This is a genomic window from Microbacterium sp. NPDC055683 (genome assembly GCF_053617895.1).
In genome coordinates this window covers 24,401-46,605 of sequence record NZ_JBSHGQ010000006.1, presented here as the reverse complement: position 1 = coordinate 46,605, position 22,205 = coordinate 24,401, and the positions used below count along the sequence as shown (strand labels likewise).

General features: G+C 72.2%; 26 protein-coding genes. 13 read left to right on the top strand and 13 right to left on the bottom strand.

All coding sequences use genetic code 11. The features are described from left to right. Window positions 1-17: 17 nt before the first annotated feature. The 3 genes from ACWGPF_RS04125 to ACWGPF_RS04115 all read left to right on the top strand — a co-directional run bounded on the left by ACWGPF_RS04125 (window position 18) and on the right by ACWGPF_RS04115 (window position 4,959). Window positions 18-2,378 carry an ATP-dependent DNA ligase gene (locus tag ACWGPF_RS04125; RefSeq protein ID WP_452331619.1) on the top strand — a complete coding sequence of 787 codons (2,361 nt, stop codon included), beginning with the start codon at window positions 18-20 and terminating at the stop codon, window positions 2,376-2,378. 100 nt (window positions 2,379-2,478) lie between these two features. Then, window positions 2,479-3,825 carry an NADP-specific glutamate dehydrogenase gene (gene gdhA / locus ACWGPF_RS04120; protein WP_452331618.1) on the top strand — a complete coding sequence of 449 codons (1,347 nt, stop codon included), beginning with the start codon at window positions 2,479-2,481 and terminating at the stop codon, window positions 3,823-3,825. A 105-nt stretch (window positions 3,826-3,930) separates the two neighbouring features. Then, window positions 3,931-4,959, top strand: coding sequence for an NAD(P)H-dependent flavin oxidoreductase (locus tag ACWGPF_RS04115; protein WP_452331687.1), 1,029 nt, complete (start codon window positions 3,931-3,933; stop codon window positions 4,957-4,959). 6 nt (window positions 4,960-4,965) lie between these two features. Here ACWGPF_RS04115 and ACWGPF_RS04110 read toward each other — a convergent pair whose 3' ends face one another. The 4 genes from ACWGPF_RS04110 to murI form a co-directional block, all read right to left on the bottom strand. Beyond that, the gene (locus ACWGPF_RS04110; RefSeq protein ID WP_452331617.1) at window positions 4,966-5,877 is read right to left on the bottom strand and encodes a cation diffusion facilitator family transporter; all 912 of its coding nucleotides are present in this window, start codon (window positions 5,875-5,877) and stop codon (window positions 4,966-4,968) included. A gap of 79 nt (window positions 5,878-5,956) precedes the next feature. Next, window positions 5,957-6,541: an RdgB/HAM1 family non-canonical purine NTP pyrophosphatase gene (gene rdgB / locus ACWGPF_RS04105; RefSeq protein WP_452331616.1), complete on the bottom strand. Its 585-nt coding sequence runs from the start codon at window positions 6,539-6,541 to the stop codon at window positions 5,957-5,959. Further along, window positions 6,541-7,275, bottom strand: a complete 735-nt coding sequence (gene rph, locus ACWGPF_RS04100; RefSeq protein ID WP_345435176.1) for a ribonuclease PH — start codon at window positions 7,273-7,275, stop codon at window positions 6,541-6,543. The genes rdgB and rph overlap by 1 nt, the downstream gene beginning before the upstream one ends. After that, the gene (gene murI / locus ACWGPF_RS04095; RefSeq protein WP_452331615.1) at window positions 7,272-8,108 is read right to left on the bottom strand and encodes a glutamate racemase; all 837 of its coding nucleotides are present in this window, start codon (window positions 8,106-8,108) and stop codon (window positions 7,272-7,274) included. Before murI ends, rph begins: the two co-directional genes overlap by 4 nt. Before the next feature lie 59 nt (window positions 8,109-8,167). On the opposite strand from murI, the gene ACWGPF_RS04090 reads away from it, so the two are divergent. Then, window positions 8,168-9,499 carry a nicotinate phosphoribosyltransferase gene (locus ACWGPF_RS04090; protein ID WP_452331614.1) on the top strand — a complete coding sequence of 444 codons (1,332 nt, stop codon included), beginning with the start codon at window positions 8,168-8,170 and terminating at the stop codon, window positions 9,497-9,499. 59 nt (window positions 9,500-9,558) lie between these two features. Here ACWGPF_RS04090 and ACWGPF_RS04085 read toward each other — a convergent pair whose 3' ends face one another. Genes ACWGPF_RS04085 through ACWGPF_RS04075 form a run of 3 tightly spaced genes read right to left on the bottom strand, consistent with a single transcriptional unit; the run spans window position 9,559 to window position 12,190 of the window. Then, window positions 9,559-9,825 carry a DUF3039 domain-containing protein gene (locus tag ACWGPF_RS04085; RefSeq protein ID WP_452331613.1) on the bottom strand — a complete coding sequence of 89 codons (267 nt, stop codon included), beginning with the start codon at window positions 9,823-9,825 and terminating at the stop codon, window positions 9,559-9,561. Window positions 9,826-9,863: 38 nt separating this feature from the next. Next, window positions 9,864-11,420 carry a hypothetical protein gene (locus ACWGPF_RS04080; RefSeq protein ID WP_452331612.1) on the bottom strand — a complete coding sequence of 519 codons (1,557 nt, stop codon included), beginning with the start codon at window positions 11,418-11,420 and terminating at the stop codon, window positions 9,864-9,866. Further along, complete coding sequence (locus ACWGPF_RS04075) at window positions 11,396-12,190, bottom strand: ABC transporter ATP-binding protein (RefSeq protein WP_452331611.1); 795 nt, start codon at window positions 12,188-12,190, stop codon at window positions 11,396-11,398. The genes ACWGPF_RS04080 and ACWGPF_RS04075 overlap by 25 nt, the downstream gene beginning before the upstream one ends. A gap of 185 nt (window positions 12,191-12,375) precedes the next feature. Between ACWGPF_RS04075 and ACWGPF_RS04070 the strand changes: the two genes are divergently transcribed. The 3 genes from ACWGPF_RS04070 to ACWGPF_RS04060 all read left to right on the top strand — a co-directional run bounded on the left by ACWGPF_RS04070 (window position 12,376) and on the right by ACWGPF_RS04060 (window position 14,498). Further along, window positions 12,376-13,071 carry a phosphocholine cytidylyltransferase family protein gene (locus ACWGPF_RS04070; RefSeq protein WP_452331610.1) on the top strand — a complete coding sequence of 232 codons (696 nt, stop codon included), beginning with the start codon at window positions 12,376-12,378 and terminating at the stop codon, window positions 13,069-13,071. Window positions 13,072-13,100: 29 nt separating this feature from the next. After that, window positions 13,101-14,084, top strand: a complete 984-nt coding sequence (locus tag ACWGPF_RS04065; protein WP_452331609.1) for a hypothetical protein — start codon at window positions 13,101-13,103, stop codon at window positions 14,082-14,084. Window positions 14,085-14,195: 111 nt separating this feature from the next. Beyond that, on the top strand, window positions 14,196-14,498 hold the full coding sequence (locus tag ACWGPF_RS04060; RefSeq protein ID WP_452331608.1) for a hypothetical protein: 303 nt from the start codon (window positions 14,196-14,198) through the stop codon (window positions 14,496-14,498). Here the strand turns inward: ACWGPF_RS04060 and ACWGPF_RS04055 are convergent, their stop codons facing one another. Continuing rightward, window positions 14,499-14,807, bottom strand: coding sequence for a helix-turn-helix domain-containing protein (locus tag ACWGPF_RS04055; protein WP_452331607.1), 309 nt, complete (start codon window positions 14,805-14,807; stop codon window positions 14,499-14,501). It lies immediately after the preceding gene. 134 nt (window positions 14,808-14,941) lie between these two features. Here ACWGPF_RS04055 and ACWGPF_RS04050 point away from each other — a divergent pair, with 134 nt between their 5' ends. Beyond that, window positions 14,942-15,157, top strand: a complete 216-nt coding sequence (locus ACWGPF_RS04050) for an SCO4848 family membrane protein (RefSeq protein ID WP_452331606.1) — start codon at window positions 14,942-14,944, stop codon at window positions 15,155-15,157. 3 nt (window positions 15,158-15,160) lie between these two features. Here ACWGPF_RS04050 and ACWGPF_RS04045 read toward each other — a convergent pair whose 3' ends face one another. Continuing rightward, entirely contained in the window at window positions 15,161-16,009 is an 849-nt protein-coding gene (locus tag ACWGPF_RS04045; protein WP_452331605.1) for a class I SAM-dependent methyltransferase, read from the bottom strand. Between the two features lie 31 nt (window positions 16,010-16,040). Here ACWGPF_RS04045 and ACWGPF_RS04040 point away from each other — a divergent pair, with 31 nt between their 5' ends. Further along, window positions 16,041-16,235 (top strand): hypothetical protein, encoded by a 195-nt coding sequence (locus ACWGPF_RS04040; RefSeq protein WP_452331604.1) that lies wholly within the window; start codon window positions 16,041-16,043, stop codon window positions 16,233-16,235. Between the two features lie 57 nt (window positions 16,236-16,292). On the opposite strand, the gene ACWGPF_RS04035 is transcribed toward ACWGPF_RS04040, so the two are convergent. Continuing rightward, window positions 16,293-16,547 (bottom strand): type B 50S ribosomal protein L31, encoded by a 255-nt coding sequence (locus ACWGPF_RS04035; RefSeq protein ID WP_452331603.1) that lies wholly within the window; start codon window positions 16,545-16,547, stop codon window positions 16,293-16,295. A 78-nt stretch (window positions 16,548-16,625) separates the two neighbouring features. Then, window positions 16,626-17,414 (bottom strand): ABC transporter ATP-binding protein, encoded by a 789-nt coding sequence (locus ACWGPF_RS04030; protein ID WP_452331602.1) that lies wholly within the window; start codon window positions 17,412-17,414, stop codon window positions 16,626-16,628. Between the two features lie 58 nt (window positions 17,415-17,472). Here ACWGPF_RS04030 and serB point away from each other — a divergent pair, with 58 nt between their 5' ends. Then, a complete protein-coding gene (gene serB / locus ACWGPF_RS04025) occupies window positions 17,473-18,108 on the top strand; it encodes a phosphoserine phosphatase SerB (protein ID WP_452331601.1) in 636 nt (211 codons plus the stop codon). 52 nt (window positions 18,109-18,160) lie between these two features. Here the strand turns inward: serB and fabG are convergent, their stop codons facing one another. Beyond that, the gene (gene fabG / locus ACWGPF_RS04020; RefSeq protein ID WP_452331600.1) at window positions 18,161-18,871 is read right to left on the bottom strand and encodes a 3-oxoacyl-ACP reductase FabG; all 711 of its coding nucleotides are present in this window, start codon (window positions 18,869-18,871) and stop codon (window positions 18,161-18,163) included. 97 nt (window positions 18,872-18,968) lie between these two features. Here fabG and ACWGPF_RS04015 point away from each other — a divergent pair, with 97 nt between their 5' ends. Genes ACWGPF_RS04015 through ACWGPF_RS04005 form a run of 3 tightly spaced genes read left to right on the top strand, consistent with a single transcriptional unit; the run spans window position 18,969 to window position 20,424 of the window. Further along, window positions 18,969-19,352, top strand: coding sequence for a DUF3099 domain-containing protein (locus ACWGPF_RS04015; RefSeq protein ID WP_452331599.1), 384 nt, complete (start codon window positions 18,969-18,971; stop codon window positions 19,350-19,352). Further along, window positions 19,349-19,585 carry a hypothetical protein gene (locus tag ACWGPF_RS04010; RefSeq protein WP_452331598.1) on the top strand — a complete coding sequence of 79 codons (237 nt, stop codon included), beginning with the start codon at window positions 19,349-19,351 and terminating at the stop codon, window positions 19,583-19,585. The genes ACWGPF_RS04015 and ACWGPF_RS04010 overlap by 4 nt, the downstream gene beginning before the upstream one ends. Further along, entirely contained in the window at window positions 19,582-20,424 is an 843-nt protein-coding gene (locus tag ACWGPF_RS04005; RefSeq protein ID WP_452331597.1) for an SURF1 family cytochrome oxidase biogenesis protein, read from the top strand. The genes ACWGPF_RS04010 and ACWGPF_RS04005 overlap by 4 nt, the downstream gene beginning before the upstream one ends. 103 nt (window positions 20,425-20,527) lie before the next feature. Here ACWGPF_RS04005 and ACWGPF_RS04000 read toward each other — a convergent pair whose 3' ends face one another. Further along, a complete protein-coding gene (locus ACWGPF_RS04000) occupies window positions 20,528-22,126 on the bottom strand; it encodes an ABC-F family ATP-binding cassette domain-containing protein (protein WP_345435138.1) in 1,599 nt (532 codons plus the stop codon). Between the last annotated feature and the right edge of the window lie 79 nt (window positions 22,127-22,205).

Genomic DNA, 22,205 nt, shown 5'->3' with positions numbered 1-22,205 from the left:
CACGCATAGCCTGGGGCATGCCCGCGGAGCAGCAGACGGTGGAGATCGACGGCCGGCGGCTGCGCGTGTCGAACCTCGATCGCGTGCTCTACCCCGCGACGGGCACGACGAAGGCCGACGTCATCGGCTACTACACCCGGATCGCGCCGCTGCTGCTCCCCCACGTCGCCGGGCGCCCCGTCACGCGCAAGCGATGGGTCGACGGCGTGGGCACCGACGACGCTCCCGGCGAGTCGTTCTTCGCCAAGGCCCTCGAGCCGGGCGCCCCGCGCTGGCTGCCGCGGCGCGCCATCCGCCATAGCGCGGGCCCGAAGGAGTACCCCCTCGTCGAGGAGGTCGCCGCCCTGGTGTGGATGGCCCAGGTCGCGAGCCTCGAGCTGCACGTCCCGCAGTGGCGGTTCGCCCCCGACGGCGACCCGGGGCCCGCCGACCGGCTCGTCCTCGACCTCGACCCCGGCCCCGGCGCGGGCCTCGCCGAGTGCGCCGAGGTGGCGCGGCTCGTGCGCGGCATCCTCGGCGACATGGGACTCGACCCGCTGCCCGTCACGAGCGGGAGCAAGGGCATCCACCTCTATGCCGCGCTGCCGCGCCCGCTCCCCTCCGACCGCGCGTCGGCCCTCGCACACGAGCTCGCCCGCTCGCTCGAGGCCGACCATCCCGACCTCGTCGTGAGCGCCATGCGCAAGGATGCCCGCGCCGGCCGGGTCTTCGTCGACTGGAGCCAGAACAACGGGAAGAAGACGACCATCGCGCCGTACTCGCTGCGCGGCCGCTCGCGCCCGTGGGTGGCGGCGCCACGTACCTGGGAGGAGCTCGACGACCCCGCGCTCGGCCAGCTCGACCTCGCCGAGGTGCTGGCCCGCGCCGATCGGATGGGCGACCCGCTCGCCGCCGTCGACGCGCCCGTCCGGGCGGCGCCGCTCGGGTCGTACATCGCCAAGCGGTCGGCGGACCGGACGCCGGAGCCGGTTCCCGACAGCCCCCACGTCGACGCGGCACCCGGCGACGGGCTGCGCTTCGTCGTGCATGAGCACCATGCGTCCCGGCTGCACTGGGATCTCCGCCTCGAACGCGACGGCGTGCTCGTGAGCTGGGCCGTCCCGAAGGGGATCCCCGACACGGCGGCGCGGAACCACCTCGCCGTGCAGACGGAGCACCATCCGCTCTCCTATCTCGGCTTCCACGGGACGATCCCCGCCGGCGAATACGGCGCAGGGACGATGACGGTGTGGGACACGGGGACGTACGAGACCGAGAAGTGGCGGGACGCCGAGGTCATCGTCACGCTGCACGGGCGCGAGGGCGGGCCGCTCCCCGGCACGCGCATCGCCCTCATCCGCACCGACGGCGATGGCGAGAAGTCGACGTGGCTGCTCCACCGGACGAAGGGCCAGTCCGAGGCCCCGGCGCCTCCCGCGCGGCCCGCCCCCATGCTGGCGGTGAACGGCACACCGGGCCTCGCCCGGAGCCTCGGGCACCCGCCCTGGGTCGAGTTCAAGTGGGACGGCGTGCGCGCGCTCGGCGAGTGGCGCGGCGGCGCGCTGCGGCTGTCGGGCCGCTCCGGCGCCGACATCACCGCACGGTACCCCGAGCTCTCGGGCGCCGCGCGCACGCACCTCGACGCGTGGGACGCCGTCGTCGACGGCGAGATCGTCGCGCTCGACGAGCGCGGGCGCCCCCGCTTCTCGCTGCTGCAGAACCGCATGCACCTCGAGCAGCCGGACGACGTCGCCCGCGAGAGCACGCGGACGCCGGTCCGCTTCCACCTCTTCGACCTCCTCCGTCTCGACGGGCGCGACCTCACGGGAACGCCGCTCCACGAGCGCCGGGCGCTCCTCGAGCGGGTATCCGCCGATGCCGGGCCGTCCGTGGTCGTCCCTCCTGTGCTCGACGACATCGACCTCGCGCTCGAGGTGGCACGCGAGCACGACCTCGAGGGCGTCGTCGTGAAGGACCGCCGGTCGCCGTACCGCGGCGGGGAGCGCAGCGAGCACTGGATGAAGATCAAGCTCACGCGGACGCAGGAGGTCGTCATCGGCGGGTTCCGCCGGGGCCGCGGCGCGCGGGCGGGCACGTTCGCCTCGCTCCTCCTCGGCGTGCCGGGACCGGATGGCCTGGCCTACGCCGGCCGGGTCGGGTCGGGATTCTCGGAGCGGGAGCTCGCGCGGCTGCGGTCGATGCTCGGCCCGCTCGAGACGCCGGAGGCGCCGTTCGCCGATGTGCCCCGGGAGGACGCGTCCGACGCCACCTGGGTGCGCCCCGAGCTCGTCGGCGAGGTCGAGTTCGCCGAATGGACGCCGGGCGGCAGCGTGCGGCATGCGCGCTGGCGGGGGCTGCGTCCCGACAAGTCCCCCGCCGAGGTCCGCCGCGAGGGCTGACCCGTCCGCGTCGCGCCATCCCCCGTCCGCTCCGCGGCAGGGGCGGACCCCGACGTGCCGATATCCTGGCGGTTTGCATGCCAGCGAGAGGAGCAACACGATGGCAGCACTCCCCGACGCCCTGACGTCCGTCTTCGACGAGGTCGTCCGCCGCAATCCCGGCGAGGTCGAATTCCACCAGGCGGTCCGCGAGGTCCTCGAGAGCCTCGGCCCCGTCATCGCCAAGCGTCCCCAGTACGTCGACGCCGAGATCATCCGGCGGCTGTGCGAACCGGAGCGGCAGATCATCTTCCGCGTGCCGTGGACCGACGACGCCGGGCGGGTGCAGCTCAATCGAGGCTTCCGCGTGGAGTTCAACTCGGCTCTCGGACCCTACAAGGGGGGCATCCGCTTCCACCCCTCCGTCTACCTGGGGATCGTGAAGTTCCTCGGCTTCGAGCAGATCTTCAAGAACGCGCTCACCGGCATGCCGATCGGCGGCGGCAAGGGAGGGTCCGACTTCGATCCGAAGGGCCGCTCCGATGCCGAGGTGATGCGCTTCTGCCAGTCGTTCATGACGGAGCTGTACCGCCACATCGGCGAGCACACCGACGTGCCCGCCGGCGACATCGGGGTGGGCGGGCGAGAGATCGGCTACCTGTTCGGCCAGTACAAGCGCATCACGAACCGCTACGAGTCGGGCGTCCTGACCGGCAAGGGCATCACGTGGGGCGGTTCGCAGGTGCGCACCGAGTCGACGGGCTACGGCACCGTCTTCTTCGTGCGCGAGGCGCTCGCGTCGCGCGGCGAGAGCCTCGACGGCCGGACCGTCGTGGTGTCGGGGTCGGGCAACGTCGCCATCTACGCGATGGAGAAGGCCGCGGAGCTCGGCGCGCGGGTCGTGGCGTGCTCGGACTCCGGCGGCTACGTCGTCGACGAGGCGGGGATCGACCTCGACCTCGTCAAGGAGATCAAGAACGGCCGCCGGGGCCGGATCGCGGAGTACGCCGACGCCCGGCCGTCGGCGCGCTTCGTCTCCGACGGGTCGATCTGGGATGTGCCCTGCGACGTCGCCCTACCGTGCGCGACGCAGAACGAGCTCGACGAGGGCGGCGCGGCGGCGCTCATCCGCGGCGGCTGCGGCATCGTCGCGGAGGGCGCCAACATGCCCACGACGCCCGCTGCCGTGCGCGCACTGCGTTCCGCGGGCGTCGTCTTCGCTCCCGGGAAGGCCGTGAACGCCGGCGGCGTCGCGACGAGCGCCCTGGAGATGCAGCAGAACGCGTCGCGCGACTCGTGGACGTTCGAGCACACCGAGGCGCGCCTGTCCGACATCATGGGCCAGATCCACGCCCGCTGCCTCGAGACGGCAGACGAGTACGGAACGCCGGGCGACTACGTCGCGGGAGCGAACATCGCGGGATTCACCCACGTCGCCGACGCGATGCTCGCCCTCGGCGTCGTCTGACGGAGGCGCCCGCCGCGCCGACGCCGTGCGCGAGTCGGCGGGCGGCGGGCGGGAGGTGCGCGCGGGGTAGCGTCGAGGGCGAACAACCCGCATCCCGGAGGAGGCATCGTGACCCTCGAGAAGACGCTCGGCATCGAGCATCCCGTCGTCCTCGGCCCGTTCGGCGGCGTGTCGTCCGTCGCCCTCGCCGCGCTCGTCAGCGAGGGCGGCGGCCTCGGCTCCTACGGCCTGTACGGGTACGCGCCCGATCGCATCGCCGAGACGGTGTCGGCGCTCCGAGCCGCCACGACGCGCCCCTTCGCCGTGAACCTGTGGGTGCCGACGGGCGACGAGGTCTCCCCCGCCGACGTGCCGTGGGAGCCGGACGCTGCCGTCCGCGCCCTCTTCGACGAGGTGGGCGTCGCCGTCCCCGCACGGCCCGACGCCTTCCTGCCCGACCCCGATGCGCAGCTCGACGCCGTGATCGCCGCCCGGCCCGCCGTCCTCAGCACGGTCTTCGGCGTGCTCTCGCCCGACCGGGTGGAGGCGGTCCACGCTGCCCACATCCGTCTCGTCGGGACGGCGACGACCGTCGAGGAGGCCGTCGCCGTCGCCGAGTCGGGCGCCGACGCGGTCGTCGCGACGGGCTCGGAGGCGGGCGGCCACCGTGTCTCGTGGCTCCGCCCGGCCGAGGAATCGCTCGTCGGCACGTTCGCGCTGGTGCCGCAGGTCGTCGACGCCGTGGACATCCCCGTCATCGCGGCCGGGGGCATCGCCGACCGGCGCGGCGTCGCGGCCGCGCGCGCCCTCGGCGCCGACGGCGTCCAGGTCGGGACCGCCTTCCTCCGCACGCGGCAGTCTGCGGCGCCCGACGCGCACCGCGCCGCGATCGCGATGCCGCACACGACGACCCTGACGCGGGCGATGAGCGGGCGCCTTGCGCGGGGCATCCCCAATCGCGCCCTGCGGGCCCTCGAGAGCGGCCCTGTCCTGCCCTTCCCCGCGCAGAACTGGCTCACCGGACGCTTCCGCGCGGAGGCGTCGGCTCAGGATCGCGGTGACCTGCTGTCGCTGTGGGCGGGCCAGGCCGCGGCGCTCGCGCATCTCGACGATGCGCACGACGTGCTCGCGGAGCTCGTCGCCGGCCTGCGCTGACTCCTCTCAGCGGTGGGCGTCGCCCCGATCGGCGTGGCCGGCCGACTCGATCTGGAACGTGGAGTGCGCGACGTCGAAGTGCTCGGCGAGGCACTCCTGCAGCCCCGCCAGCACGAGGGCGCTGCGTCCGGCGTCGACGACCTCCTGCTCCACGACGACGTGGGCGGTGAACACGGGGGCACCTCGGGTGAGCTGCCAGACGTGCACGTCGTGCACGGCCGCCACCCCCGGGGCGGCGAGGATGTGCGAGCGGATGTCGCCCACGCTCGTGCCGTCGGGGGCGGACTCCGCCAGCACGCTGACGACCTCGCGGAGGAGACCGAGGGCTCGAGGCACGATGAGCGCTGCGATGGCGAGGGAGGCGATCGCGTCGGCTGCCGTCCATCCGGTGACGAGGATGACCACGGCAGCGACGATGACGAGCGCCGAGCCGACCAGATCGCCGAGCACCTCGAGGTAGGCCCCGCGCACATTGAGGCTGCGCCGCTGGGCGGCGCTCAGGAGCCACATCGACACGGCGTTCGCGACGAGGCCGACGGCCGCGACGGCGAGCATCCAGCCGCCGGCGACCTCCGCGTCGCCCGGCTCGATCAGACGGCGGACGCCCTCGACGGCCACCGTGACGCACAGCACGATGAGCACGATCGCGTTGACGAGGGCGCCCAGCACCTCGGCGCGCTGATAGCCGTAGGTGCGCCGGTCATCGGCGGGGCGCGCGGCCACCGCGCTCGCGATGAGCGCGACGACGAGGGCGATCGCGTCCGTGAGCATGTGCACGGCGTCGGCGAGGAGCGCGAGCGATCCCGTCCAGAACGCGCCGGCGAGCTGGACCGCGAAGACCGTCGCCGTGATGGACAGCGAGATCGTCAGCAGCCGGCGGTTGTCGGCGCCGCGGATGCCGTGCGCGTGGTCGTGCATGTCTTCAGGCTAGGCCCGACGGACGACGCGGCGCGCCGTTCCGCGCCAGTCGGGAACGAGGATGGTTCTCGTTCCCGGCTCAGAGCGCGGCGAGGAGCGGCCCCAGCGCGGCGAAGGCCCGCGCACGATGCGAGACGGCGTTCTTCTCCTCCGCGGACCACTCCCCGACCGATCGCTCCTGGCCTTCGGGGAGGAAGACGGGGTCGTAGCCGAACCCGCCCGCTCCGCGCGGCTCCCGCGCGATCCGGCCCGGCCAGATGCCCTCGACGGTGTGCTCGCCGCCGCCGGGGAGGACGAGCGCGATGACCGAGGTGTAGTGCGCCGCGCGGTGGGGGTCGCGGATGTCGGAGATCTGATCGAGCAGCAGGGCCAGATTCGCCGCGTCGTCCTTCGCGTGCCCCGCCCAGTAGGCGGAGAACACTCCGGGCGATCCGCCGAGCACGTCGACGCAGACTCCCGAGTCGTCGGCGAGCGCAGGAAGACCCGTGTGGACGGCGGCCGCCCTCGCCTTGATGAGGGCGTTCTCCGCGAAGGTGGTGCCGTCCTCGACGGGCTCGGGTCCGTCGTAGGACACCACCTCGAGGTCGGGTCGCGTGCGCGCGACGATGCCCTGGAACTCGGCGACCTTGTGCGCGTTGTGCGTCGCGAGGACGATGCGGCCCATCACTCGGCCTGCCCGAGCGCCGCGAGCTGGTGGCGACGCAGCTCCGCCGTCCCGGCGAGGCCGAGCTCGAGGAGCTGATCGAGCTCCCGCTTGTCGAACGGGGCGCCCTCCGCGGTGCCCTGCACCTCCACGAAGAGGCCGCGGCCGGTCACGACGATGTTCATGTCGGTCTCGGCCCTCGAGTCCTCGACGTACGGCAGGTCGAGCAGGGGGACGCCGTCGACGATGCCGACCGAGATCGCGGAGACCGAGTCGAGGAGCACCTGCGACTTCTGCCCGATGAACTTCTTCGCGCGACCCCACTCGATGGCGTCGGCGAGCGCCACGTACGCGCCCGTGATGGCGGCCGTTCGCGTGCCGCCGTCGGCCTGCAGCACGTCGCAGTCGATCACGATGGTGTTCTCGCCGAGCGCCTTGGTGTCGACGACCGCCCGCAGGGCGCGGCCGATGAGGCGGGAGATCTCGTGCGTGCGCCCGCCGATCTTGCCCTTCACGCTCTCGCGCTGGTTGCGCTCGTTCGTCGCCCGCGGGAGCATCGCGTACTCGGCGGTGACCCAGCCCTTGCCCTTGCCGGTGAGCCAGCGCGGCACGCCGTTCGTGAACGAGGCGGTGCACAGCACCTTCGTGCCGCCGAAGCTGATGAGCGCCGACCCCTCGGCCTGGCTGCTCCAGCCGCGCTCGATCGTCACGGGTCGGAGCTGGTCGGGGGTGCGGCCGTCGGCGCGCTGCGTCATGAGGGTCCTCTTCTCGAAAGGGGCAGGTCGATGGCGCCCGTGCGCACGAGGCGCACGTCGCGCACCTCGCGGCCGAGCAGGCGGTTGGCGAGGCGGGTGAACGTCGCGGTGTCGGCGCCCGTCGCCTCGTAGGCGTGTGCCGGGACGGCGTCGTTCCCGGCGAGCAGACCGCCCGAGACGAGCTGGCGGTAGACGTCCTTCGCGGTCTCGGAGTCGCTCGAGATGAGCGTCACCCCGTCGCCCATCACGTAGCTGATGGCGCCCTTGAGGAACGGGTAGTGCGTGCAGCCGAGCACGAGGGTGTCGACGTGTGCGGCGCGCAGCGGCGCGAGGTACTCCTCCGCGACGGCGAGCACCTCGGCGGAGTCGGTCGTGCCGGCCTCGACGAACTCGACGAAGCGCGGGCAGGCGGCGGTGTGCACCTCGACGCCCGGGGCGACGGCGAGCATGTCCTGGTAGGCGCCGGAGCCGATCGTCCCCTCCGTCCCGATGACGCCGATACGGCCGCTGCGCGTCGCGGCCACGGCGGTGCGGACGGCCGGGCCGATCACCTCGACGACCGGGACGTCGTATCGCTCCCTGGCGTCGCGCAGCACCGCCGCCGACGCCGTGTTGCAGGCGATCACGAGCATCTTGACGCCCTGGTCGACGAGCGTGTCGAGCACCTCGAGCGAGTAGCGGCGCACGTCGGCGATGGGCTTCGGACCGTAGGGCGAGTGCAGGGTGTCGCCGATGTAGACCATCGACTCCCTCGGCAGCTGGTCGCCGATCGCGCGTGCGACCGTGAGCCCGCCGACGCCCGAGTCGAAGATGCCGATGGGCGCGTTGTTCACGATGCCCCAGCGTACCCGCGTCGCGGCGCAGGGTGCGCGCGCCGGTAGGCTGGTGCGCCATGAGCGCCTCCACGGCCCTGATGACGGACCGCTACGAACTCACCATGCTCGACGCCGCGCTGCGGGACGGCACGGCCTCGCGCCGCTGCGTCTTCGAGCTCTTCGCGCGGCGGCTCTCCGGCGGGCGCCGATTCGGCGTCGTCGCCGGCACGGGCCGACTTCTCGCGCTGCTGCGGGACTTCCGCTTCGGCGATGAGGAGCTGCGCTTCCTCCGCGACGCGCAGGTCGTGAGCCCCGAGACCGTGCGCCACTTGGAGTCGTACCGCTTCACCGGCAGCATCACGGGGTACCGGGAGGGAGAGCTGTACTTCCCCGGGTCGCCCATCCTGACGGTGGAGGGGACGTTCGCCGACGCCGTCATCCTCGAGACCCTCGCTCTCAGCGTCATGAACCACGACTCGGCCGTGGCGACGGCCGCGGCCCGCATGAGCATCGCCGCAGGCGACCGTCCGCTCGCCGAGATGGGTTCGCGCCGCGCCGCGGAGGCGTCCGCCGTCGCGGCGGCCCGCGCCGCGTACATCGCCGGGTTCGGCGCGACGAGCAACCTCGAGGCGGGTCGCCGCTGGGGCATCCCGACGATGGGCACGGCAGCCCACGCATGGACGCTGCTCCACGACACCGAGGAGGAGGCCTTCCGCTCGCAGATCGCCTCCCTCGGCGTCGACACGACCCTGCTCGTCGACACGTACGACATCCGGCGGGGGGTCGAGCTCGCCGTGCAGGTCGCCGGCACGGGCCTCGGCGGCGTGCGCATCGACTCGGGAGACCTCCCGCTCGTCGCGGCCGAGGTGCGCGCCCAGCTCGACGCGCTCGGCGCGACCGGGACCCGCATCACGGTGACGAGCGACCTCGACGAGTACGCCATCGCCGCGCTCGCCGCATCGCCCGTGGACGCGTACGGCGTGGGGACGTCGGTCGTCACGGGGTCGGGCTATCCCACCGCCGGGATGGTCTACAAGCTCGTGGCACGGCAGGATGCGGGAGGCGGCTGGGTCGCCGTGTCGAAGAAGGCCGAGGGCAAGGGCTCGCAGGGCGGCAGGAAGGGGGCCTTCCGCCGCCTCGACGGCGGCGTCGCCGTCGAGGAGCATGTCGAGATCGCCGACGGCTTCGAGGCGCTGCCCGCGGCCGCCGACGTCGCCGGCTCGCGCGCGCTGCAGACCGCCCTCGTCGAGCACGGCGACATCGACACGGCCGCGGAGGGCACGCAGGGCGTCGTCGCGGCGCGCGCGCACCACCTCGCGGTGAGGGAGGAGCTGCCCGTGCGGGCGCTCGCCCTCAGCAAGTCCGATCCGGCCATCCCGACCGTCTTCTCCGACGCGGGCGACCGCTGACACGACGGACCCCGTCGGCTGCGGTGCCGACGGGGTCCGTCATCGCGGGACGATCGCGGTCACTTCTGCAGCGACTCGTAGATCTCCTTGCAGGTGGGGCACACCGGGAACTTCTCGGGGTCCCGTCCGGGGGTCCACTTCTTTCCGCACAGCGCGCGCACCGGCTTGCCGGTGATCGCCGACTCGAGGATCTTGTCCTTCTTGACGTAGTGCGAGAAGCGCTCGTGATCCCCCGGCTCGATGGTCTCCTCGCGGAGGAGCTCTTCGAGCTCGCGGTCGAGGAGGGCCGTGCCGCCCTGATCGGGGCTGTCAAGCGGGGTGCTCATGTCTGGCAGTCTATCCGCGCGGGCGCGCCCGCGGTCCGTCAGGATGCGCCGGCGAACTCCATGATCCGCGTGCCGCGGGCGTCGAACGCGGCGGCGCCGACGGCGACCCCGAGGAGGAGGACGCCGATCCCGGTGCCGAGCCCCGTCCACAGGACGACGAGCGGATCGGCGGCCACGCCCGCGACGGCCTGGCCGGCCAGCCACAGGGTCGGACCGCTCAGCAGGAGGGACACGATGAGCACGAGCGACTGCGACCAGGCGCCGGTCGCATCCGTCCTCTGCGGCTGCCGGAAGGGGCCATCGCCGGGCCGCGCGACGGCGTACGGCGCGACGACCGATGCGATGCTCGACAGCCCGAAGCCGGAGAGGAGCAGGGCGACCGCGGACCCGACCAGGGCCGGCAGCAGGTCGGGGCGGCCGCTCACGAGGAGCGCGGCCGGCACGGCGACGGCGAGGACGGGGACGGCGGCGAGCGTGACCGGCGCGAGCCGGCCGACCCGGTCGGAGGCGCCGCGCGCGCCCGTGGCGATGTGCAGCCACACCGCCGACGAGTCGTACGCGAGGTCGTTGTGCGGCAGCCAGCCGTAGAGGAGCGCCATGAGGGGGACGGGGATGAGCGCGGCGATCTCGAGGGGGACGCCCGCGACGAGGAGGGGGAGGATGGGCAGGACGCCGCCGAAGGGGATGACGAGGACGTTCGCGATGTACCGGCTGTCGCGCAGCCCGTACACGAGGCTGCGCGCGGCGATCGCCCCGGCCGCCGTGGCCGGGAGGAGGGCGAACCACCCGAGCCCCGCCCCTCCCCGCGCGACGACGGGATGCTCGACCGTGTGCAGCAGCCGTCGCACGAGCCAGGCCCAGGCGATCAGCAGCGCGGCGACCGTGGTGACCGCGACGGCGAGCGCGGCTCCGGGCGATCCTCCTCCGATGGTCGTCGCGGGAGCCGCTGCCCAGGCGCCGAGCGGCGTGACCGAGACGGCGGCGACGATGCGGTCGACGGAGGCGCGCGTCGCGGGCCCCCAGAGGGAGGCGGTGAGCAGGACAGCGGGCGCGAAGATCGCGAGCGCCGAGGCGATCGCGACGCCGACGCCGTCGGCGACCCGTCCGCCGTCACCCGCGAGCGCCTTCACCGCCATCACGATGCGCGCGAGCACGACGCAGGTGAGCAGATGGCACAGGGCGCCGACGACCGCGACCGCCGGATGCGCGCCGGCGCCCGTCCAGAGGATCGCCGCGACGACGTCGAAGGCGGCGACGAGCCAGGTCGGCACGCTGACGGTCGTCGAGAGGAGGAGAGCGGCCGTGAGCGGAAGCGGCTCGATGTCGAGGGTGCGGAATCGGCGCGGGTCGAGGGGATCCTGCGCGGCGGTGAAGAGAGGGAGCGCCGCCGACAGCACGATCACGAGGGCGCCGGCGAGCGAGACGGCGCCGACGACGGTCTGCGTCGGCAGATCGCCGAGGGCCAGGGCGCGCACGATGAGGACGGCCGCGCCCGCCGCGAGCGCGCCGAACCCGATCAGGCGGCGCAGGCCATCCGGCCCGCGGAACGCGCCGACGAGAAGAGCGGCCCTCAGTCGGAGAACGTGTGCAGCCACTCGAGCCCCTCCACCTCGCCGAGCCCCCCGGACAGCTCGACGAAACGCTGCTCCAGCGTCTGGTCGCCCTTCACGTCGGCGACGAGACCCTCCTCCAGGACCTGCCCGGCCACGAGCACCGCGACACGCGTGCAGACTCGCTCGATGAGGTCCATGCCGTGGCTCGAGAGCAGCACGGTGCCGCCGTTCGCGACGTAGCCGTCGAGGATCTCGAGCACCGTGGCCGACGACGCCGGGTCGACGGCCTCGAACGGCTCGTCGAGGACGAGGAGCTGCGGGGAGTGAAGCATGGCGCCGGCGAGCATGATCTTCTTCGTCATCCCCGCCGAGTAGTCCGACACGATGCGGCCGAGGGCGTCCTCGAAGCCGAGGGCCGCGGCGAGATCGTCGGTGCGCTCGGCCACGGTCTTCGCCTTCATGCCGCGCAGCATGCCGGTGTAGTGCAGGAGCTGGCGCCCGGTGAGGCGGTCGAAGGTGCGCAGTCGATCGGGCAGCACGCCCATGCGCCGCTTCGCCTCGCGGGGGCGGCTGCCGAGGTCGATTCCGGCCACGCGGATCTCGCCGCGATCGGGTCGCAGCAGGCCGGAGATCATCGACAGCGTGGTCGTCTTCCCCGCGCCGTTCGGACCGAGCAGCCCGTAGTACATGCCGGACGGCACATCCAGGTCGATCCCGGCGACCGCGTGGGTTCCGCCGTAGGTCTTCGAGACGCCGCGGAGCGTCAGAGCGGACGCGCGCGGCTCGGGCACGGGAAGGTCGGCCTCGGTCACCGCACCAACGTACCAAGGCGAGCCTGATCGCCCGGGAGGCGTCACGGATCGGTCACGACAAGCTGTCAATCCCGCGCGCAACCGGCCGGATTATCGTCGATTCGACCACCCTTCGCTACCATGGACGAGCCACCTCATCGTGAAATCTCGATGAATCGGCCGTGAACCGAGCACCAGGAGCAGCCATGACCATCCAGACCGTCATCCTCGCCGCCGGCATGGGATCGCGCCTCGGGCGGGTCCTCCCCAAGTCGCTGACCGTCCTCTCCGACGGCCGCTCCATCATGCAGCAGCAGCACGAGAACATCCGGGCCGCGTTCGGCGACGACGCCCGCATCACCACCGTCGTGGGGTACCGGGCCGAGGACATCGTGGAGCGCTTCCCGCAGGCGAACTACGTGTACAACGAGCGCTACGACCAGACGAACACGTCGAAGAGCCTGCTGCGCGCGCTCTCCGCAACGGGACGCGGCGGCGTGCTGTGGATGAACGGCGACGTCGTCTTCGACCCCCGCATCCTGGGCCGCGCGACGGCGCTCATCGAGGCCGACCAGTCGTTCGTCACGGTCAACACCGCCAAGGTGAGCGACGAGGAGGTGAAGTACACCGTCACGGCGGAGGGCTTCATCGACGAGCTCTCGAAGACGGTCGTGGGCGGCATCGGCGAGGCCGTGGGCATCAACTACATCTCCGCGCGCGACAAGAAGGCGTTCATGCGCCACCTCGCGCGCGTCGGCGACCAGGACTACTTCGAGCGCGGCCTCGAGCTCGCCGTCGCGGAGGACGGACTGCGTCTGGCCCCCATGGACGTGTCGGATCTGTACGCCGTCGAGGTCGACTTCGCCGAGGACCTCGAACGCGCCAACGCGGCGCTCATCTGAGGCCCAGCGCCGGCGGCTAGCATCGCGGCATGGCCGAGAGGGTCCCCCGCATCCATTCGCTGCCCGACGACGCGCCGTGGCAGGGCGGGCTCCCGCCTGTCGGCTCCGAGGAGCATCCGTTCGCGATCCGGGCGCTGGACCGCGTTCTCGCCATCCAGCGTCCCGCCGTGCTCGCCCATCTCCGTTCGATCCGGCTGCGCCATCCGGACGCGACGCCGTCGGAGCTCGTGCGCATGCTGGAGCGGCGCTACCTGCTGGGAGTGACGACAGGAGGAGCTGCCGTCGGCGCGGCCGCCGTCGTCCCGGGTGTGGGGACGGGGATCACGCTCGCGATCTCGGGTGTCGAGACCATCGGGTTCGTCGAGGCGACCGCCCTGTACGCGCAGTCGCTGGCGGAGGTGCACGGCTTCGCGGTGGACGATCCGAACAGGTCGCGGGCGCTCGTGATGACGCTCATGCTGGGCAAGGAGGGCGTCGACCTCGTCCGCAACCTCGCGTCGCAGGTCGTCGGCAAGGGCACATCGCTGTCGACGCACTGGGGCGACCTCATCACGAAGACCCTGCCGCGTGCGGCGGTCGGACCGCTCGTCGATCGTCTGAAGGCGGCGTTCCTCCATCAGTTCGCGGTGCGCGGCGGCACGAGCATCGTCGGCAAGGCCCTGCCGTTCGGCGTGGGCGCCGCGGTCGGAGGGGTCGGCAACCACGTGCTCGGGCGGCGAGTCGTCGTCGCATCGCGGAAGGCGTTCGGGATCGCACCGGCGACGTGGCCGTCATGGCTCGAGCCGAAGCCGGGTGCCGAGACGATGGAGCGCAGCGCCCTGCGCGGCGTGCGGATGGCCGGGGCCTCGCTCCGGACGGCGGCGGGCTCGATGGGCGCCGGCGTCGGCGCGGTCGCGCGCGGCGTCTCGCGACTGCGTCCGGGAATCCCGCGGATCGAGGCGTCGCCGGGCGCCGGCGCCGCAGCCGACAGCGCGGCGGATGCCGCCCCCTCGGAGGGCTCGACGCGCCCCTGATGCGCTGTCCTCGCGTGCACAGCCGTCGCGCGGAGCCGGTTCTCCCCTGTTCCGCTACTGCACCCGCCGGATGGGGCGGACCGCGTCGGAGGGCGTTCGTATCGTCGGCGCATGCTCACTCCGCTGCCTGCTCCCGATCGGCGCCGTCGCGCGTATCTCGTCCCCTGGGATGTCGACCGGGCCGACCCCGACCATCCGCGGGTGCGGAACGCGGCGAAGGAGCCGGCTGATCTCGTGCGCGTCTTCGTGCACGACGAGACGACGCCGCCGTCCATCGAGCACTGGGGCCTCGTCCTGCCGGGAGAGGTGTGCGAGCTCTGCCTGTGCGACCGCGACCTGTCGCGCACGATCGTGAGCGTCGCCTGGTTCCGCGCGGACGACGGGGAGGAGTACCTGTGGCGATTCGTCCTCTGATCAGATCCAGGTGCGGGGCTGGCGCCGGAACTCGTCGCGGCGCGTGTAGCCGTACGGCCGACGACCGGAGGGGAGGTCGTCCGCGTCGAGGTCGACGAGCAGCTCTCCCACCTCGACCTCGAGGGCGACGGCGATCTGGAGCAGCGTGTAGAGAGTCGGGTTCCCCGCCCCCTTCTCGATGCGCTGGAGGTGGGTGAGGTCGAGATCGGCGCACTCCGCGAGCTTCTTGGCGCTCAGGGTCGCCGCGTGCCGGATCTGCGCGATGCGCTGCCCCACTTTGAGCGATGCGTCGGAGTGCGGGGTCGGCATCCTTCCAGCTTCCTGACGGTCGCTTTCCGAGGGTAAGCTTCTCTGCGGTAGCTTTCCTGCCACCGTTTTTGTGCGGTCGTAATCGAGTCCGCCCGGCGGCACGTGCGACCGCGGACGCGCCGTAGACTCGGCGGGTGACCGTCCTCCTCGCGATCCTGCTCCTCGTCAACGCCGTCTTCAACGTCGTCGTCTGGCCCAGGTTCTGGAAGCGGATCGCGTCGGACCCCCGTGCCCGCGATGCGGAGGGACGCAAGACGGCGTTCTTCACCGTCCACGCGACGCTCATCGGCATCGCGATCGCGATCGCCATCGCGTCCGCCGTGGCAGGCGTCTGGGCGCTCGTCTCCTGACGATCAGGCGGGGCGGCGCGCCGCGATGGTGAACGTGCACGGCACGAGCATCCGCTCCTCCCCCGGCCAGGCGAAGCCTCCCGGCACCTCCACCATCCGCGGGCTGAATCGCCAGGGCAGCATGCGCCCCTCGTCGAGGAGCACGAGTTGCAGGCCGGCCGCCAGCAGCGCCGAGACGATCTCGGAGAGCGGATGCGGCCACTCGTACGTCCGCGTGTGCGCCACCGTCCCGTCACCCGCGTAGGTTCCCGCCTCATCCCACGACTGCGCCGTTCCGTCGCCGAAATAGCGGTAGCGGACGACGAGCTCGTCGCGATCCTCGTCGAGTGTGTACAGCATCGGGTGGCCGTCGCGGACGTAGAAGAGACCGCCCGGCCGCAGCAGAGCGGCGACCTGCCTGCCCCAGGCCGCGAGATCGTCGAGCCAGCAGATCGCGCCGATGCTCGTGTAGACCACGTCGAACTCTCGGGCGACCGCGGCCGCCGCGCAGAGCACGTCGGACTCCACCCACGCGGCCTCGACGCCCACCCGCACGGCGAGGCGTTCAGCCGCCGCGAGGGCCTGAGGCGAGAAGTCCACTCCCGTCACGCGCGCACCCGCGCGCGCGAGCGAGACCGTGTCGGTGCCGATATGGCACTGCAGATGCACGACGTCCTTGCCGGCGATCCGGCCATCCGGAAGGAGCGGCTCGAGGACGCGGAGGTCGTCCGCGACGACGTCGGACAGCGCACCCGGCTCGTCATACCGCCCGAGCTCGTACGACTCCTCGTGGAGCGCGACGCGGTCCTCCCAGTTCGCGAGGTTCGCCGCCCGCGCGTCCTCCCACCCGATCGTCACGTGCTCGCCGTTCACGCGCCCACCCTACGAGACGTAGGCTCGGGCTGTGGACCGCCTCGCCCGGAAGTACCGCATCTCCGGCCTCGTCGGCGGCGTAGACGCGGTCTGGCGCCCGGGCGCCCACGACGCGGCCGTCGAGTGGGAGACCCTGCGACTCGTGCCCGTCCCCGTTCCCGCACCCGACGGCGGGCGGGCGCCGACCGATCTCGACGCCGGATCGATCACCATCGAGATCGACTGACCGGGGAACGTGAAGAGGGCCCCGCCGAAGCGGAGCCCTCTCGACAGCCTGCGGACCTTACTTGGCGCCGCCGAAGCCCTTGAAGCGCTGGTTGAACTTCTCCACGCGGCCCGCGGAGTCCATGATGCGCTGCTTGCCCGTGTAGAACGGGTGCGAAGCCGACGAGATCTCGACGTCGATGACCGGGTACTCGACACCGTCGAGCTCGATGGTCTTGTCGCTCGAGACCGTCGAGCGCGTGAGGAAGGTCTCTCCCGAGCCGAGGTCACGGAAAACGACCGGCTGGTACGTCGGGTGGATGTCAGTCTTCATGGTTGTCCTTGCGGGATCGGTTCGATCGGATGAGAAAGTCTGCGGGCGCGAAGCACCAAGGGCCAAGCCTACCAGAAGTCAGCTCGCGGTCGCACGAGCCGCGTAGCGCCCACCATCCTGCGAGAGCGCGATCGGCAGGCCGAAGGTCTCCGTGAGCGTCGCCTCCGTGAGCGCGTCGTCGAGCGGGCCGGCCGCGACCGCGCGACCGTCGCGCAGCAGCAGCGCGTGGGTGAAGCCCACGGGGATCTCCTCCACGTGATGCGTCACCATGACCATGGCCGGGGTCCCCGGCGCCTGCGCATACGCGCTCAGCAGCTGCAGGAGCACCTCGCGGGCACCGAGGTCGAGGCTCGCCGTCGGCTCGTCGAGGAGCAGCAGCTCCGGGTCGGTCATGATCGCGCGCGCGATGAGCACGCGCTTCTGCTCGCCGTCGCTCAGGGTGCCGAACTCGCGGTCGGCGAGCGCATCGAGCCGCCACTGCGCGAGCACCTCGAGCGCGCGCTCCTCGTCGACGTCGTCGTACTGCTCGTTCCATCGCCCCGTCACGGCGTACGCGGCTGTGAGCACGGTGTTCAGCACCGTCTCCTCGGGCTGCAGCCGCTTGGCGAGCGCGCTCGAGGCGAACCCGATGCGGGGGCGCAGCTCGAACACGTCGGTGCGCCCGAGGCGCTCGTCGAGGATGTCCACGGTGCCCGTGGTCGGGTAGAGGTACGCGTCCGCCATCTGCAGGAGCGTCGTCTTGCCCGCGCCGTTGGGGCCGAGCACGACCCACCTCTCGTCGTCGTTCACCGTCCAGGTGAGGCCGTCGACGATGTTGCGGCCGCTGCGGCGCACCACGACGCCGTCGAAGGAGAGCACGGGGAGCATGCGTCCAGCCTAGCGAGACGACCGGGTGCACCCGGTCGTGGCACGCCCGCTACCCTCGTTGATCGTGACCCGCTTTCTCGTCGTCCTCGATGCCGACTCCACCCTCATCCGCAACGAGGTGATCGAGCTGATCGCGGACGAGGCAGGCCGCGGCGCCGAGGTCGCCGCCGCGACCGAGGCCGCCATGCGCGGCGAGGTCGACTTCGCCGAGAGCCTGCGCTCGCGCGTGAAGGCCCTCGCCGGAGTGCCCGTCGCCTCGTTCTCCCGTGTCAGGGCGCGCATCGAGCCCACCCCCGGAGTCCATGAGCTCATCGAGGCGGTGCACGCGCGCGGCGGAGCCGTCGGCGTCGTATCCGGCGGGTTCCACGAGATCCTCGACGACCTCGCCCCGGTGCTCGGAGTCGACGTCTGGCGCGCCAACCGCCTCGTCGCCGTGGACGGCATCCTCACCGGCGAGGTCGACGGACCGATCGTCGACGCCGCGGCGAAGGCCGCGACCCTCACCGAGTGGGCGGCCGAGCGGGGCGTCCCCCTCCCCCGCACCCTCGCGATCGGCGACGGCGCGAACGACCTCCTCATGATCGCGCGCGCTGGCCTCGGCATCGCCTTCAACGCCAAGCCCGCCGTGCGCGCGGCGGCACCCGTCGCGATCGGCCCCGTCGACCTGCGCGAGGTCATCCCCCTGCTGCCGTGAACGCACACGGCCGCCGCCCGGAGGGACGGCGGCCGTTCTCCGCGTGCGGGCGTCAGTGGCCCATGCCCAGCCCGCCGTCGACGGGGATGACGGCGCCGGAGATGTAGGCGGCGTCGTCGGACGCGAGCCACGCCGTGACACCGGCGACTTCCGCGGCGCTGCCGTACCGGCCGACGGGGATGGCCTTCCGGTACTCCGCCTGGGTCTCCTCGGGGAGCTCGGCCGTCATGTCGGTCTCGATGAAGCCCGGGGCGACGACGTTCGACGTGATGCCTCGCGCACCCAGCTCGCGCGTGAGCGATCGGGCGAAGCCGACGAGCGCGCTCTTCGACGAGGCGTAGTTCACCTGGCCGGCGGAGCCGTACAGGCCGACCACGCTCGAGATGAGGATCACGCGTCCGAAGCGGGCGCGCACCATCCCCTTGATGGCGCGCTTGACGACGCGGAACGAGCCGCCGAGGTTCGTCGCGACGACGTCGTCGAAGTCGCCCTCGCTCATGCGGAGCAGCAGGGTGTCCTTCGTGATGCCCGCGTTCGCCACGAGGATGGTCACGGGGCCGAGCTTCTCCTCCACCTCGCTGAAGGCGGCGTCGAGCGCGGCGGAGTCCGTCACGTCGGCGCGCACGGTCAGCGTGCCCTCGGGGCCCTCGCCGCTGCGTGCCGTGACGGCGACGCGGTATCCCTCGGCGACGAAGCGCTCGGCGATGGCGCGGCCGATGCCGCGATTGCCTCCCGTGACGAGGACGACGCGATCAGTGCTCACAGCAGGACTCCCTCTGCAGGTCGATGGAACCGGACCAGCTTATGCGGCCGGGCGTTCACGGCTCGCGCGCGATCGCGCGAAGTAGGCTGGACGCACCGTGAAGATCCGAAAGCCCCCGACGCAGTCGGCGACCTCTCTCGATCGCGCTCCGCGCGACGACGAGTCCCATCGCATGCGCACCTACCTCCTCACCATGGCGGTGCGCACGCTGTGCGTGATCCTCATGGTCGCGGTGACGCCGTACGGCTGGTACTCCTTCGTGTTCGCGGCGGGCGCCGTCGTCCTCCCCTACATCGCCGTCGTCATCGCGAACGCGGCCCAGGCGGGACGGGTGACGCAGGCGAGCGCCCCCGAGCGCCTCGCGCTCCCCCCGGCGTCGCCCGCACCGCACGACGCGCCCACGGTCTTCCGGATCGACGAGACGCCGCGCGGCACTGGCGACGAGCGCGGCGACGACGCGCCCAGGGGCGACCGCGGATGATCGGCCTCGGCCGCGGGCTCGACGAGCCCGTCTGCTCCCGCGCCGGATGCTCCGAGCCCGCCGAGTGGAGCATCGTGTGGCGCAACCCCCGCATCCACACGGGCGGGCGCACGAAGACCTGGCTCGCGTGCACCGAGCACGTGGGCTACCTGCGCGACTTCCTCGCGACCCGCGACTTCCCCCTCGAGGTGCTGGCCGGCGTCTCCGACCGTGCGAAGGGAGACCTCGCATGATGCGCTCGCGCGCGGCACGCTGGTCCGTCTACGTCCTCATCGCCATCGTCTTCGCCGTCGCGTGCGCGTTCCTGTCGCACTGGCAGTTCGAGCGCAACGAGGAGCGGGCGGCCGGCAACGCGCTCATCGAGCAGAACTACGATGCGGAGGCCGTGCCGCTCGCGAACATCCTCCCCCTCGGCGCCTCGTTCGACGCGGGCGACGAATGGCGGCCCGTCGTCCTGACCGGCGAGTACCTGACCGATGACCAGCTCCTCGTGCGCAACCGCGCCAGGGGCGGGACGAGCGCGTTCGAGGTGCTCGTGCCGTTCCGGCTCGACGACGGGCGCGTCATCGCCGTCGACCGCGGATGGCTGCCGCCGGGAGAGGGAGACTCCCCCGACGCCGTCCCCTCGGCCCCGGAGGGCGAGGTGACGATCGTCGCGCGTCTCAAGCCGGGCGAGCCGCTGCCGACCTCGGGACGGAGCGCGCCGCAGGGCCAGCTCCCGACCATCCATCTGCCGTCGGTGGCCGAGCTCACGGGCGACGCGACCATCCTCGACGCGTACGCGCTCATGGTGTCGGAGGAGCCGTCGGCGGCCGTCGCGCCGAACGCGATCGACGCGCCCGAGATCGAGCCGGGCCCGCACCTGTCCTACGCGATCCAGTGGATCCTGTTCGCGATCATGGGGTTCGTGTTCATCGGGTACATGATCCGCACCGAGGTCCGCGCACGACGCGAGGACGCCGTCGATCCGGACGAGGACGACGCGCTCGAGCATGCGCCGAAGGGCCGCCGTCGCCGCCGCGATCGCGACGCCGACGCGGAGGACGCCCTCCTCGACGCCGAGCACGGCTGACGCGCGACGGCTCGCGGGCCGCCCGCCCGTCGTCCAGGTCGCAGTCCGCGTCCTGAACAGCCCGCTTCGGGCCGCGAACTGCGACCTGGGCGAGAGGAGGACGCTACGCGAGCGTGATCAGCTCGAGATAGCTCTTGTTCCAGATGTCCTCGACCCCGTCGGGGAGCAGCAGCACCCGCTCCGGGTTGAGCGCCTCGACGGCGCCCTCGTCGTGCGAGACGAGCACGACGGCGCCCTCATAGTGCGACAGCGCTCCGAGGATCTCGTCGCGCGAGGCGGGGTCGAGGTTGTTCGTCGGCTCGTCGAGCAGGAGGACGTTCGCGGACGACACCACGAGCGTCGCGAGTGACAGCCGGGTCTTCTCGCCGCCCGACAGCACGCCGGCGGGCTTGTGCACGTCGTCGCCCGTGAACAGGAACGACCCCAGCACCTTGCGCGCCTCGGTCTCCGTGAGGTCGGGCGCCGCCGACACCATGTTCTCGAGCACCGAGCGCTTCACGTCGAGGTTCTCGTGCTCCTGCGCGTAGTAGCCGATCTTCAGCCCGTGGCCGGGCTCGATCTGCCCCGTGTCGCTCTTGTCGGCACCGGCGAGGATGCGCAGGAGCGTCGTCTTCCCCGCACCGTTGAGACCCAGCACGACGACCTTGGAGCCGCGGTCGATCGCGAGGTCGACGCCCGCGAAGATCTCGAGCGCCCCGTACGACTTCGACAGGCTCGAGGCCATGAGCGGCGTCTTGCCGCAGGCCGCGGGCTTGGGGAAGCGCAGCTTCGCCACGCGGTCCTCCTGGCGGACCTCCTCGAGCCCGGAGAGGAGCTTCTCGGCGCGCGCCACCATCTGGTGGGCCGCCGCGGCCTTCGACGCCTTCGCCCCGAAGCGCGCCGCCTGCTGCTGCAGGACCGAGGCCTTCTTCTCGGCGTTCGCGCGCTCCTTCTTGCGTCGCTCCTCGTCGGCGACGCGCTGGCGCTGGTAGTGCTTCCAGCCCATGTTGTAGATGTCGATGACCTGCCGGTTCGCGTCGAGGTAGAAGACGCGGTTGACGGTCTCGCCGACGAGGTCGACGTCATGGCTGATGACGATGAGCCCGCCCTTGTAGGTCTTCAGGAACTCGCGGAGCCAGATCACGCTGTCGGCGTCGAGGTGGTTGGTCGGCTCGTCGAGGATCATCGTCTCGGCGTCGGAGAACAGGATGCGCGCGAGCTCGATGCGTCGACGCTGACCGCCCGACAGCGTCTTGAGCGGCTGATCGAGGATGCGGTCGGGCAGGGAGAGGTTGTGCGCGATCGACGCGGCCTCCGCCTCGGCGGCGTACCCGCCGAGCGCCTCGAAGCGCTCCATGAGCCGCGCGTAGCGCTTCATGGCCTTCTCGGCGGTCTTCGGGTCGTCCGCCGCCATCTGCTCCGACGACTCGCGGATGCCCGCGGCGAGGTCTCCGAGATCGCGTGCGTTCAGGATGCGCGTGCGCGCGGTCTCCTCGGGGTCGCCCGAGCGCGGGTCCTGCGGCAGGTAGCCGAGCTCGCCCGACTTCACGACCTTGCCGTCGGAGGGGATGAGGTCGCCCGCGAGCACCTTCGTCAGGGTCGTCTTGCCCGCCCCGTTGCGGCCGACGAGGCCGACCTTGTCGCCGGGTCCGACGCGGAAGTCCACGCCCGACATGAGGAGGCGTGCTCCGACGCGGATCTCGAGGCCCTGCACGGCGAGCACAACGGCACCTGTCTCTCTGGATGGGGGGTGGGAGCGGCCGAAGGGCCAGCCTCCCAGTATAGGCGGCGACCGCTGGGGG

Coding starts and splice junctions, on each gene's coding strand:
- ACWGPF_RS04035 (WP_452331603.1), bottom strand. CDS start 16,547: ATGAAGACTGACATCCACCCGACGTACCAGCCGGTCGTTTTCCGTGAC.
- ACWGPF_RS04065 (WP_452331609.1), top strand. CDS start 13,101: ATGGCCGAGAGGGTCCCCCGCATCCATTCGCTGCCCGACGACGCGCCG.
- ACWGPF_RS04125 (WP_452331619.1), top strand. CDS start 18: ATGCCCGCGGAGCAGCAGACGGTGGAGATCGACGGCCGGCGGCTGCGC.
- rph (WP_345435176.1), bottom strand. CDS start 7,275: ATGACGCAGCGCGCCGACGGCCGCACCCCCGACCAGCTCCGACCCGTG.
- ACWGPF_RS04055 (WP_452331607.1), bottom strand. CDS start 14,807: ATGCCGACCCCGCACTCCGACGCATCGCTCAAAGTGGGGCAGCGCATC.
- ACWGPF_RS04005 (WP_452331597.1), top strand. CDS start 19,582: ATGATGCGCTCGCGCGCGGCACGCTGGTCCGTCTACGTCCTCATCGCC.
- ACWGPF_RS04070 (WP_452331610.1), top strand. CDS start 12,376: ATGACCATCCAGACCGTCATCCTCGCCGCCGGCATGGGATCGCGCCTC.
- ACWGPF_RS04110 (WP_452331617.1), bottom strand. CDS start 5,877: ATGCACGACCACGCGCACGGCATCCGCGGCGCCGACAACCGCCGGCTG.
- ACWGPF_RS04010 (WP_452331598.1), top strand. CDS start 19,349: ATGATCGGCCTCGGCCGCGGGCTCGACGAGCCCGTCTGCTCCCGCGCC.
- ACWGPF_RS04030 (WP_452331602.1), bottom strand. CDS start 17,414: ATGCTCCCCGTGCTCTCCTTCGACGGCGTCGTGGTGCGCCGCAGCGGC.
- ACWGPF_RS04085 (WP_452331613.1), bottom strand. CDS start 9,825: ATGAGCACCCCGCTTGACAGCCCCGATCAGGGCGGCACGGCCCTCCTC.
- ACWGPF_RS04090 (WP_452331614.1), top strand. CDS start 8,168: ATGAGCGCCTCCACGGCCCTGATGACGGACCGCTACGAACTCACCATG.
- rdgB (WP_452331616.1), bottom strand. CDS start 6,541: ATGGGCCGCATCGTCCTCGCGACGCACAACGCGCACAAGGTCGCCGAG.
- gdhA (WP_452331618.1), top strand. CDS start 2,479: ATGGCAGCACTCCCCGACGCCCTGACGTCCGTCTTCGACGAGGTCGTC.
- ACWGPF_RS04060 (WP_452331608.1), top strand. CDS start 14,196: ATGCTCACTCCGCTGCCTGCTCCCGATCGGCGCCGTCGCGCGTATCTC.